This window comes from Paraclostridium sp., from assembly GCF_051656405.1.
Classification (GTDB): domain Bacteria; phylum Bacillota; class Clostridia; order Peptostreptococcales; family Peptostreptococcaceae; genus Paraclostridium.
The window spans coordinates 22,053-33,494 of record NZ_JBOGBV010000073.1 but is presented as its reverse complement, the minus strand read 5'-3'; the positions used below and the strand labels follow the sequence as shown (position 1 = coordinate 33,494).

Genomic DNA, 11,442 nt, shown 5'->3' with positions numbered 1-11,442 from the left:
TATTGTTAGAAGGACAAGAAGCATAAGAGAGGGGACTTAATATGATTTACTTAGATAATGCAGCAACTACATTTCCAAAACCTAAGGAAGTATATTGTGCAGTTTTAGATTGTATGGAAACTTATGGAGCTAATCCAGGGAGAGCTGGTCATAAACTAGCTATGAGAGCAGGAAGAGAGATTTATGATTGTAGAGAGAATATAGCTAAGCTTTTAAATATATCGAATCCTATGAATATAGTATTTACACATAATGCTACAGACTCTTTAAACCTTGCAATAAAAGGAGTTGTTAAACCAGGAGATCATATTATAACAACGAGTATTGAGCATAACTCAGTAATAAGACCTATAAAGTCTTTAGAGAAAAAAGGAGTAGAAAATACTATTGTTAAATGTGATAAATATGGACAATTAGATCCTGAAGATATAAGAAAAGCAATAAAATCAAATACAAAATTGGTTGTTACAACTCATGCATCAAATGTATGTGGAACTATTATTGATATAGAATCTGTAGGTAATATAGCTAAAGAAAATAATATAGTATACTTAGTGGATGCATCTCAAACATTAGGGGTTTATGATGTAGATGTTCAGAAGTTAAATGTAGATATGATAGCAGCTCCAGGTCATAAATGTTTACTTGGGCCACAAGGTACAGGTATTTTATATATAAGAGAAGGGCTTAATATTGATATATTAAAAGAAGGTGGAACAGGTAGTAATTCAGAAGATTTATTCCAACCTAATATGATGCCTGATAGATATGAGTCAGGAACTCACAATACACCTGGTATAGCAGGTTTAAATGCAGGTGTTAAGTTTGTTTTAGAAACAGGAATAGATAAAATTAGACATCATGAAGAAGAATTATGTGATTATATGCTTAAAAAACTAAATGAAGTTCCTAATATTAAAATATATGGTCCTTTAGATAGCAAAAAAAGGGCAGCTGTAATTTCTATAAACATAGGAGATATAGATTCAGGAGAATTAACATACTTGTTAGATGATATGTATGATATTGCTACAAGATCAGGAATTCATTGTTCGCCTCTTACTCATGAGACGCTAGGAACTCTTATACAAGGTACTGTGAGATTTAGTTTTGGATACTTTAATACAAAAGAGGAAATAGATAAAACTGTCGAAGCTTTGATAGAAATAGAAAAAGAAATTAATATGTAAAAATATGGGTGATTTACCTGAGTAGTATAGCTATAAGGGGGAATCACCTGTATTTTTATGTACTAAATTAAAAATAAATGACGACTAAAAAAATAAATTAGTGTATTTATGATAAATATAAGTTATAATTTTATTATAAGAAAATGTTTTCTAGGGGGGACAGGCATGGAAATTTTAAGCTTAGGAGAAAAAATTAAGAAATTAAGAAAAGAAAAAAACTTAACGCTTAAAGAACTAGCTGGAGAAAGAATTACTGCAGCTCAAATTAGTCATATAGAAAGAGACAAGTCATACACTAGTTATGAGTTATTAGAATACTTAGCAAGCCGCCTTGGTGTAAGTGTAGACTATTTACTAGAAACAAAGGAAATGCAAGCTAAAAAGATAACTGATAATTTAATAATACAAAGTGAAATTTATATAAAATGCAAAGAGTTAGAAAAAGCAAAAGAAGAAATAAATAAAGTTATGTCGATATGTACAAAGTATCAATTAATAGATAATTATGGGAGATGTACTCTATTACTTGCTACTATAAATCTAAAACAAAAAGATTATAATGCTGCTATAATTAACTTTGAAAAATCATTATACTTTTTCATACAAAACAATGATAAAGAGAATATAGCTAGATGTTATATAAACATAGGTAAGATTTATATGGAAGAGAATTTCCATAAAGGAGCAGTAAGTAATTTTAAATTTGCTGAAGATATATTAGAAGAAAATAAACTAAATGATTCAAGTGTTAAGAAAGATTTATACAGTAACATATCATTTTGTTATACACAAATAAAAAAAGATGATGAAGCTTTAGAGTATATAGAAAAAATTAAAAACTTAGATATAACAGTTAACACAAAAGAAGAAGCAGAGTTAATGGTATCTAAAGCAAATAAACTAATGGGTATGGGTAAATATGAAGAAGCTAAGCAGCAATTTAGATTAGCTTTAGAACTTTTAGAAGAAGAAGATAATAAGAATGAATTAGCTAATGTATATTTAAGAGTATGTGAAGTTTATGAAAATATAGGCGACAGTGAAAAAGCATTAGATTATTCAAAAAGAGCTTATGAAATAAAGAAATATGATGAAGATGAATGTTCAATTAATGTTATTATAAAAATAATACAATCATACATTCAATTAGAAAACTATGAAGAAGCTAGAAAGTATTCAAAGTTAGCACTAGCTAGTTCAATAAAAAATAAAAATAAGTATTTTGAATATAAAGCTCTTAAATATTATTCTCAAATATACAAAAAAGAAGAAAATATTAAAATGGCAATAGAATATATACTAAAATGTATAAATATAGTAAATGAACTAAACGACAGGAAAACTCTTGCAGACTTATATATAGAATTAGGTCAACTATATACAGATATCTCAAAAGAAAAAGAACTTGAGTATTATCAAAAAGGTGTTTGTTTATATAAAAACTTAGAAATTATTTAAAAAGACTCTTTAATAAAAGGAGTCTTTTATTTTTATATAGAAAATATTAGGTATAAATGGGCTTGGGGGGATTAGATGTGAAAAAGAAATGGTTATTAATAATTGTATTAATTATAATAGTTTTAATAAATCCTAAGACAATAGGGAGTGTTAGTCAAAAATTAGGTAAAAAACCTGTAAAAATACAAGATAAAAAAAGTATAGAGGTTAGCGAAAAGTTTAATTGTGTAGAATATGAAGATAATATTGTATATTATGATGGAAAGACATTAAAAAGTGTAGATGAAAATGGAAAAGAAATATTTAAGATAAATCTAAATATAAAAAATTTAAGAGTAGATAGTAATAAATATATAGATGTATTAGATAAAGATAAAAATATTATATATAGCATAAATAAAACTGGAAAAGTTGTTTTTAAAAAAAATGTACCAAATAATGGACTTATGTATATAAGTTTAGATAATGATTCATATGTGTATGCATATAAAAAAGAAAATAAAGATAGTATAAATATTTACGATTTTGAGGGGAATTTACAGAAAAACTTAGATTTAGATGGAAAGCTAACTGATATAGAATATACATCACAAGGTATATACGTGTGTGATTTAAAAACTGAAAAAGATTTAGAAAGCACAATAACTCATTACGATTACAACGGAAACTTAAAAGATAAAAAAAGTATAAAAGACTCTGTTATTTTAGATAGCATAGTACAAAAGGATAATATTTACTTAATTGAAAAAAATAGAATAAGTAGAGTAGATTATAATTTAAAGGTAATCGATGAATTTGATGTTAAAAATATAAAATATTATAGCAATATAAATAGTGATGGAATTTATATTATAGAAGAAAATAATAATATAAAACATATAGGTAAAAAAATTGAAGACATATCTAGATCAAGTAATATTGAATATATAGATGGTATCGTTAATATGAAAGATAACTTTATATTGTATAAAGACAATAAAATAATTAATAAAAAAGGTGAAGAATTAAAAGATTTTGAGAAAGATATAAAAAGCATAATGTTGATTAATGACTCAACTCTAGGTGTTGAATTGGATAAAAAAATACAAATATTAAAAGTTAAATAGACAATAGGATAATGAAATAATTTAAATCTATGGTATAGGAATAATCTATAACAAAATATGTCTATATATGTTAAAATTAAGGGAGTATTGTATTATATTAAGGAGATGAGTATTTATGAGAATAGAGTTAGATGCAAAAGGACTGGCATGTCCGAAACCGGTTATAAATACTAAAAAAAAATTAGATAGTATTGAACAAGGGGTTGTAGAAGTAACTGTAGATAATGAGATTGCTAAGGAAAATATATTAAAATTAGCAAAATCAATGAATTTAGAAGCAAATGTATTAAAAACAGAAAAAGATTCTATTTGTATAGAGATTATAAAAGGTGAAAATGTTATAATAGAAGAAAAATCACAAGAGTCTTTAGCGGATACATGTATATTTATAAACTCAGATAAAATGGGAACTGGAAATGATGAATTAGGACAGGTACTTATAAAAGGATATATATATACTTTAACAGAAAGTAAGCCATATCCAAAAAGTATATTATTTGTTAATAGCGGAATAAAGTTGACAACAGAAAATGAAGCAACAGTAGAAAATCTGAAAATACTACAAGATGCAGGTGTTGAAATATTATCTTGTGGAACATGCTTAGATTACTACGGATTAAAAGAAGAATTAAAAGTTGGAACTGTAACAAATATGTACACAATTGTAGAATCAATGAACAATTCATCAAAAACTATATCTATATAAATAATAAAGACTACATGACAAAGTTTATGTAGTCTTTACTTATATAAAATCAAAAAATAAAGACATTAGGAAAGGAATACAGAAAAATGAACGAAATGTATATAGTAGCTTTTAACTCAACACACCATGCAATAAGAACAGATAAAGTTTTAAACGAAAAAGATTTAAAGGTAACCACTTTACCAACACCTAGAGAAATAAGTTCTAGTTGTGGAATATCTGTTAGATTTTTAAAAGAGGATATGGATGTAGTTGTAGAATCTTTAGAAGAAAATGAAATTTTATATAATGGGATTTTCAAAGTAAATAGAGTAGCCGGAGGAAAAAAAGAAGTAACTAAATTAAGATAGGAGTGATCCAAATGCCAATGAAGATAAATGTAGGAGATGTTGTAGAACTAAAGAAGCCACATCCATGTGGATGTAAAGAATTTGAAATAACTAGAGCAGGAATGGACTTTAAAATAAAGTGCTTAAAGTGTGATAGAATGCTGATGTTAGATAGAGAAACTTTAGAAAAAAGAATAAAAAAAGTAAAAGGCTTGTAAAAAAGCGTTTTCTTTTGCTATAATTAAAGTGGGAAAACATTTTACCAAGGGGGAACTTAATTATGGCTATCAAATTTGCAAAAAGAATGGATGGATTAAAAGGATCTGAGATTCGTGAGCTTTTAAAATTGACAGAGAAACCTGAAGTAATATCTTTTGCAGGCGGACTTCCAGCTCCTGAATTATTTCCAGTAGAAGAAATGAAAGAAATATCAAGAATGGTATTAGAAGAATCAGGAAGAGAAGCTCTTCAATATACTACAACAGAAGGATTTGGACCTTTAAGAGAGCACATAGCTGAAAGAATGAATAGAAAGCTAAAAACTAATGTATCAAAAGACGATCTATTAATAACAAGTGGATCTCAACAAGGTTTAGATTTTGCAGGTAAAATTTTCTTAGATGAAGGAGATGTAGTTTTAGTAGAAAGTCCATCATACTTAGGTGCACTTAATGCTTTTAAAGCTTATTGTCCTAAATTTATAGAAGTACCAACTGACAAAGATGGTATGATAATTGAAGAACTAGAAAAGATTTTAGAAACAACAGAAAATGTAAAAATGATATATGTTATACCTGACTTCCAAAATCCAACAGGAAAGACATGGTCTATGGAAAGACGTGAAAGATTCATGGATGTCATAAATAAGTTTGAAATGCCAGTAGTAGAGGATAATCCATATGGAGAATTAAGATTTGAAGGGGAAATATTACCATCATTAAAAGCTATGGATGAAAAAGGACTAGTTATGTTTTTAGGATCATTCTCAAAAATATTCTGCCCAGGATACAGAATAGGTTGGGTTGCTGCTTCTGAAGAACTATTATCGAAGTTCATATTTATTAAACAAGGAGCAGATTTACAAGCATCTACAATATCACAAAGAGAAATAAGTAAATTTATAGATGTTTATGATTTAGATGCTCATGTTGAGAATATAAAATCAGTTTATAGTAAACGTAGAGATTTAATGTTAAAAACAATGGACGAAACATTCCCAGAAGGAATAGAACATACATATCCAGAAGGTGGATTATTCACTTGGGTAGAGCTACCAAAACATTTAGATGCAAAAAAAATAATGGAAAAATGTTTAGAAAAAGATGTTGCTTATGTTCCAGGAGGATCATTCTTCCCTAATGGAGGAAACCAAAATACATTCAGATTAAATTACTCTAATATGCCTGATGAAAAAATAGTTGAAGGTATGAAGAGATTAGCAGATGTATTAAAAGATGCTTTAGCTCAAGATGCAAATGCTTAAAAAAAAATAGTGACCTTTTGGTCACTATTTTTTTTTAGGGGAGATTAAGATGAAATATATTAAGGTTATGGGGTTATAACTTATAGGATTAACAAAATAAAAATCTTTATACTATATTAATTTTAGATTTTATTTTTTCTAATAATATTAATATTTCCAATTTTAGTATGAAATAAAATAAAATTGACAATTAATTTTATTAGTGATAAAATGTGTAAAGTGTGAGATTATAAATCTCATTTCTCTGCTCTGCGCAGCAGAGCCGTAAGTCCAAAGGGAGGTGAATCGTGTGAAGAATTATGAATTAGTTTTCGTAGTAAAGCCTAATGCAGATGAAGAAACAAAAGCAGCTGTATTAAACAAGGTTAAAGAAGTTATAGCTACTGAAGGTGAAGTTACAACTGTAGATACTTGGGGTACTAAGAAATTAGCATACCCAATAGCTAAGTTCACTGAAGGTTACTATGTATTAGTTAACTTTAAGTCAGGTGTTGAAGTTCCTAAGGAAATAGACAGAAACTTAAAGATAAACGAGAACGTAATAAGACATATGATAGTTGTTGCTTAATAACTACTATATAAATTTTACGTAAATAGGCGGTGTTTATATGAATCATGTTGTGCTAGTGGGAAGATTAACGAAGGATCCTGAGTTAAGATATATCCCAGGAACAGGAACAGCCGTTGCATCATTCAGTATTGCCATTGATAGAGATTTCACTAAAAAAGATGGTAGCAAAGATACTGATTTTATACCGGTTGAGGTAATGGGTAAACCTGCTGAATTTTGTGCAAACTATATATCAAAAGGTAGATTAGTTGCTATACAAGGTTCGATAAGAGTAGATAATTATCAAACTCAATCAGGAGAAAAAAGAACTTTCACTAAGGTAAGTGCTCGAAATATACAAGCCTTAGATAGTAATAAAAATAGATCGGATAGTCCATATCCAAATCAAAATCAGAATCAAGGATTCGAACCTAGTTTCGAACCAAGCTTTGAGCCTGCAGGATTAGATCCTCAAGGATTCCAAGCTATAGATGATGATGATATACCATTCTAAAAAGGAGGGAAAAAGACATGATAAACAAGAAGAGACGTAAGAAAAAAAGAGTTTGTCAATTCTGTGCAGATAAAAATGCTAAGATAGACTACAAAAACACTCAAAGATTACAAAAATACGTAACTGAAAGAGGTAAAATATTACCTAGAAGAATAGCTGGTACTTGTGCTAAGCATCAAAGAGAATTAACAGTTGCTATAAAGAGAGCTAGAAACTTAGCTTTATTACCATATACATTAGACTAAGAAAAGGACGAGCCTTTAGGGGGCTCGTTTTTTTATTGGTTAAAACTACTATGATTTATGATATAATATTTATATATTAAGGAGGGGGGACATAGTGAGACTAGATAAAAACTCAGAGATAACGAAGAACATAAAAATTATTGAATGGATGAAAACAGAATTAATAATAAGCCTGGGGGACTTATTTAACCTTTTATTTAAAGGGACAAGACCTGTAGATCAGATTTTACAAGATACTCTAGCTAATATAGTTATGGTTACATATTTACTATCAAAGAGACTTGGAATTAGCTTTAAGGAAATAGATTATAAAATAAAGGAAAAGATAAAGGATGGAATAGAGGAAGACCATAGTGTAGAACGATGGTATGGAGATTTATCTAATCTTAAAAATTACTTAGACAATAGGGAGTGATATTAATTTGAATAATAGAGCTAAATTAACTCAAGCGGCAATAATTACTGCTATAGGCATAGTGCTTTGTCTTGGTGCAGCATACATTCCGTTTTTAGGGTTACTTGCGCTTATTCTTCCTGTTCCATATGCTATAATATCAACAACTTCAGGATATAAGTATGCATTAATTTCAGCTATATCCTCTTTTTTTATATTGGTATTAACTGTAAACGTAGTATATGCTTTAAATTTACTTATAATGTGTATGTTACCAGGGATAGCAGTGGGATATAGAATCAATCAAGATAGCAAAGTAGAAGATGAAAATAAAAGCTTTACGCCTATATACTTTGGAACGATAGCATTTATACTATCTATAATTGTATTTTTTGGAATGTCAAAACTGTTATTTAATATAGACTTATTAGCAGATATATCAAAAACTATAAAAGCAACAGTAGAAGTTCAGTTTTCTATTATGGAAAGTGCTAATATGATGCCTAAAGAAAATATAACAGCAAAAGATATGATTAATATGTTCCAAAACATGATGCCTACAGTGTTATTTATGTATAGCATAATAGCATCATTAATAACATATTATGTAGAAGCCTTTATTTTAAGAAGAACTAAAATATTGAATTACGATTTACCAAAATTTTCGGAGTTTTATTTACCAGGAAATGCTATAGTAACATCACTAATATTATATTTATTAGTTATGTTTTTAGAGATGCTGAATATAGGACTTTATACAGATTCAATAATGTTAAATATTCAATTGGTATTTAGTATACTATTTTTAATACAAGGTGTATCAGTGTCTATTTACTTTATAAAAAGATGGAAAGATAAATCGCCAGGTAAAATAGTATTTGCAGTAATAGCAGTAATTCTATTATCAGGATCCATGATTTTGAGCTTTGTAGGAATGTTAGACAGTGCAATTGATTTTAGAAAGGTAAGAAACTACAAATCCACTTAGGAGGTAGAAATGTTTAATAAGTCGACCTTTAAATTTAATATGCCAGAAATAAATGCATACATAGTGGTTATTGGGATTCTTAGTCTTATATTAATGTATTACAATATATATATAGGTGCTCTTGTATTTGCTGCCTTTATATATATTGTTTTTCATAACTGGAGAACAAGAGATATAAGAAGAAAAGAATGGAATAAGTATATTCAAGATTTAGCTGTAGATATTGATGAAGTAACAAAAAAAGCTATACTAAACTTGCCAATACCTTTATGTATTTTAGAGTTTGATGGTAGTGTTACATGGTACAATGCTAAGTTCCATGAAATGACAGAAAAAGAAGATACCTTAGGTATGAACATAGAAACTCTTGTTAAAAATATAAACTTAAGAAAAGTATTAAATGAAAATAAAGAGTTATATACCGATATAAACTATAATGGAAGACAGTACACTATAGTTTATAATATTATAAAAAGTGATCAAGAAGAAAAAACTAAATATTTAATGATGCTTTACTGGATTGATAAAACTGACTACTTAGATTTAAAAAGTAAGTATGAAGAAGAAAAAAATGTAGTAGCTACTATACAAGTAGATGGATATGATGAAGTATTACAAAGTGCTCCTGAAGAAAGAAGACCTTTAATAAATGTAGATATCGATAAAATATTAGCGTCATTAGAATCAAGTTGCAACGGTGCGCTTGAAAAAACGGCTAATGACAAATACTTTTTAGTTTTAAGTAAAAATGAATTAGACAAATTAGAAGCAGATAAATTCTCTATATTAGATAAAATAAGAGAAATTGACCAAGAAAATAATTTACCTGTAACAATAAGTATAGGTATAGGAATAGAAGGAAAAACAATTAATGATAATTTCAAATTAGCAAAAGGAGCATTAGACTTAGCACTTGGTAGAGGTGGAGATCAAGCCGTAATAAAAACTAAAGATAAGTCTATATTCTACGGAGGTAAATCTAAAGCCGTAGAAAAGAAAACTAAAGTTAAATCAAGACTTATAGGTCATGCTCTAAGAGAGATTATATTAGAAAGCAAGAATATATATATAATGGGACATAAATATCCTGATATGGACGCAATGGGAGCCGCAGGAGGTATTTATGATATATGTAAGTCATGTAATAAAAATGCACATATAGTTTTAAATAGTTCCAACGATTCTATTGACGAATTTGTAGGTAGATTGAAAAAATCTGATTACTACAATAATATATTTATGTCAAGAGAAGATGCTATTAAAAATTGTTCTAAGGACACATTGGTAATCGTAGTTGATACTCATAGACCTAACTTTACTGAATGTCCTGAATTATTAGCTATATCTGATAAAATTGTTGTTATAGACCACCATAGAAGAGGGGTCGAATTTATAAATGATACAGTTCTTTTATTCCATGAAACTTATGTATCATCAACTTGTGAGATGGTAACAGAATTAGTTCAGTATATGGAAGAGGATGTTAAGATAAATAAATTAACAGCAGAAGGATTAATGGCAGGTATAAGTTTAGATACTAAAAACTTTGCATTTAAAACAGGAGTTAGAACATTTGAAGCAGCATCATATCTGAAAAAAGCAGGAGCAGACACAATAGAAGTTAAGAAGTTATTTAACTCTAATTTAGAAGATTTTGTAACGAAAGCAGAGATAATTCAAAGCACTAAAGTTATAAATGATAAGATATGTTTAGCTTACTGCAAGTCGGATATAAATAATATAAATGTAGTTGTAGCTCAAGCTGCAGATGAACTTTTAAGTATAAAAGATGTAGAAGCATCATTTGTATTAGGAAAAACAAAATCAGGAACTATATTTATAAGTGCTAGATCATTAGGGTCTATTAACGTACATGTATTAATGGAAAAACTAGGTGGCGGAGGTCACATTGATATAGCAGGAGCTCAACTTGAAGGAGTATCTTTAGAAGAAGGATATAAGATGGTATCAGACATCATAACACAATATCTAGAGGAGGAAGAAGAGTAATGAAAGTTATATTATTAAAAGACATAAAAGGAACAGGAAAAAAAGGTGATATAAAGGAAGTTAGTGATGGATACGCTAGAAACTTTTTATTCCCTAAAAAATTAGCAGTTCAAGCTGGAAATACAGAGTTAAAAGAATTAAAAGAAAAACAAACATCTCAACAAATAAAAGAGCAAAAAGAATATGAAGCAGCAGTTGAATTAGGAAAGAAAATGGAAGAAATGAATATAACTATGTATTCTAAAGCTGGTGATGGTGGAAGATTATTCGGTTCTATAACATCTAAAGATATAGCTGCTCAAATAAAAAAAGAGCATGGAATAGATGTAGACAAGAGAAAAGTTATATTAGATGAGCCTATAAGAGTTTTAGGTTCAAGATTTGTTGAAATAAAAATACATCAAAAAGTAGTTACTAAAATGAGAGTAGACGTGAAAGAAAAACAATAAGAAAGACACTAGAGGTGAGA

The 11,442-nt window shown here is 28.2% G+C and carries 14 protein-coding genes; all 14 read left to right on the top strand.

The features are described 5' to 3' along the window. Positions 1-41 precede the first annotated feature (41 nt). The gene (locus ACRDDE_RS11970; protein ID WP_438627575.1) at positions 42-1,190 is read left to right on the top strand and encodes an aminotransferase class V-fold PLP-dependent enzyme; all 1,149 of its coding nucleotides are present in this window, start codon (positions 42-44) and stop codon (positions 1,188-1,190) included. A gap of 165 nt (positions 1,191-1,355) precedes the next feature. After that, a complete protein-coding gene (locus tag ACRDDE_RS11965; protein ID WP_438627573.1) occupies positions 1,356-2,648 on the top strand; it encodes a helix-turn-helix domain-containing protein in 1,293 nt (430 codons plus the stop codon). Positions 2,649-2,725: 77 nt separating this feature from the next. Beyond that, positions 2,726-3,754 carry a DUF5711 family protein gene (locus ACRDDE_RS11960; protein ID WP_438627571.1) on the top strand — a complete coding sequence of 343 codons (1,029 nt, stop codon included), beginning with the start codon at positions 2,726-2,728 and terminating at the stop codon, positions 3,752-3,754. A 115-nt stretch (positions 3,755-3,869) separates the two neighbouring features. Continuing rightward, a complete protein-coding gene (yedF, locus tag ACRDDE_RS11955) occupies positions 3,870-4,460 on the top strand; it encodes a sulfurtransferase-like selenium metabolism protein YedF (RefSeq protein ID WP_021427997.1) in 591 nt (196 codons plus the stop codon). A gap of 86 nt (positions 4,461-4,546) precedes the next feature. Continuing rightward, positions 4,547-4,810 (top strand): DUF3343 domain-containing protein, encoded by a 264-nt coding sequence (locus ACRDDE_RS11950; RefSeq protein WP_021434333.1) that lies wholly within the window; start codon positions 4,547-4,549, stop codon positions 4,808-4,810. 11 nt (positions 4,811-4,821) lie between these two features. After that, a complete protein-coding gene (locus ACRDDE_RS11945; protein WP_438627569.1) occupies positions 4,822-5,007 on the top strand; it encodes a DUF951 domain-containing protein in 186 nt (61 codons plus the stop codon). A 62-nt stretch (positions 5,008-5,069) separates the two neighbouring features. Continuing rightward, positions 5,070-6,272 carry a PLP-dependent aminotransferase family protein gene (locus ACRDDE_RS11940; protein WP_438627567.1) on the top strand — a complete coding sequence of 401 codons (1,203 nt, stop codon included), beginning with the start codon at positions 5,070-5,072 and terminating at the stop codon, positions 6,270-6,272. A 289-nt stretch (positions 6,273-6,561) separates the two neighbouring features. After that, positions 6,562-6,840, top strand: coding sequence for a 30S ribosomal protein S6 (gene rpsF / locus ACRDDE_RS11935; RefSeq protein WP_438627565.1), 279 nt, complete (start codon positions 6,562-6,564; stop codon positions 6,838-6,840). Positions 6,841-6,880: 40 nt separating this feature from the next. Beyond that, positions 6,881-7,336 (top strand): single-stranded DNA-binding protein, encoded by a 456-nt coding sequence (locus ACRDDE_RS11930; RefSeq protein WP_021434331.1) that lies wholly within the window; start codon positions 6,881-6,883, stop codon positions 7,334-7,336. 17 nt (positions 7,337-7,353) lie between these two features. Beyond that, positions 7,354-7,581, top strand: a complete 228-nt coding sequence (gene rpsR / locus ACRDDE_RS11925) for a 30S ribosomal protein S18 (RefSeq protein ID WP_021127409.1) — start codon at positions 7,354-7,356, stop codon at positions 7,579-7,581. Positions 7,582-7,675: 94 nt separating this feature from the next. Further along, positions 7,676-7,996, top strand: coding sequence for a MazG-like family protein (locus ACRDDE_RS11920; RefSeq protein ID WP_021428034.1), 321 nt, complete (start codon positions 7,676-7,678; stop codon positions 7,994-7,996). Positions 7,997-8,003: 7 nt separating this feature from the next. Then, complete coding sequence (locus ACRDDE_RS11915) at positions 8,004-8,963, top strand: YybS family protein (RefSeq protein WP_438627563.1); 960 nt, start codon at positions 8,004-8,006, stop codon at positions 8,961-8,963. A gap of 9 nt (positions 8,964-8,972) precedes the next feature. Beyond that, entirely contained in the window at positions 8,973-10,973 is a 2,001-nt protein-coding gene (locus ACRDDE_RS11910) for a DHH family phosphoesterase (RefSeq protein ID WP_438627561.1), read from the top strand. Then, on the top strand, positions 10,973-11,422 hold the full coding sequence (rplI, locus tag ACRDDE_RS11905; RefSeq protein WP_438627559.1) for a 50S ribosomal protein L9: 450 nt from the start codon (positions 10,973-10,975) through the stop codon (positions 11,420-11,422). The genes ACRDDE_RS11910 and rplI overlap by 1 nt, the downstream gene beginning before the upstream one ends. Positions 11,423-11,442: the final 20 nt, after the last annotated feature.

Excerpts from the sequence above, each read along its gene's own strand:
- ACRDDE_RS11970 (WP_438627575.1), top strand. The coding sequence starts at position 42 with ATGATTTACTTAGATAATGCAGCAACTACATTTCCAAAACCTAAGGAA.
- ACRDDE_RS11965 (WP_438627573.1), top strand. The coding sequence starts at position 1,356 with ATGGAAATTTTAAGCTTAGGAGAAAAAATTAAGAAATTAAGAAAAGAA.
- yedF (WP_021427997.1), top strand. The coding sequence starts at position 3,870 with ATGAGAATAGAGTTAGATGCAAAAGGACTGGCATGTCCGAAACCGGTT.
- ACRDDE_RS11950 (WP_021434333.1), top strand. The coding sequence starts at position 4,547 with ATGAACGAAATGTATATAGTAGCTTTTAACTCAACACACCATGCAATA.
- ACRDDE_RS11945 (WP_438627569.1), top strand. The coding sequence starts at position 4,822 with ATGCCAATGAAGATAAATGTAGGAGATGTTGTAGAACTAAAGAAGCCA.
- ACRDDE_RS11940 (WP_438627567.1), top strand. The coding sequence starts at position 5,070 with ATGGCTATCAAATTTGCAAAAAGAATGGATGGATTAAAAGGATCTGAG.
- ACRDDE_RS11930 (WP_021434331.1), top strand. The coding sequence starts at position 6,881 with ATGAATCATGTTGTGCTAGTGGGAAGATTAACGAAGGATCCTGAGTTA.
- rpsR (WP_021127409.1), top strand. The coding sequence starts at position 7,354 with ATGATAAACAAGAAGAGACGTAAGAAAAAAAGAGTTTGTCAATTCTGT.
- ACRDDE_RS11910 (WP_438627561.1), top strand. The coding sequence starts at position 8,973 with ATGTTTAATAAGTCGACCTTTAAATTTAATATGCCAGAAATAAATGCA.
- rplI (WP_438627559.1), top strand. The coding sequence starts at position 10,973 with ATGAAAGTTATATTATTAAAAGACATAAAAGGAACAGGAAAAAAAGGT.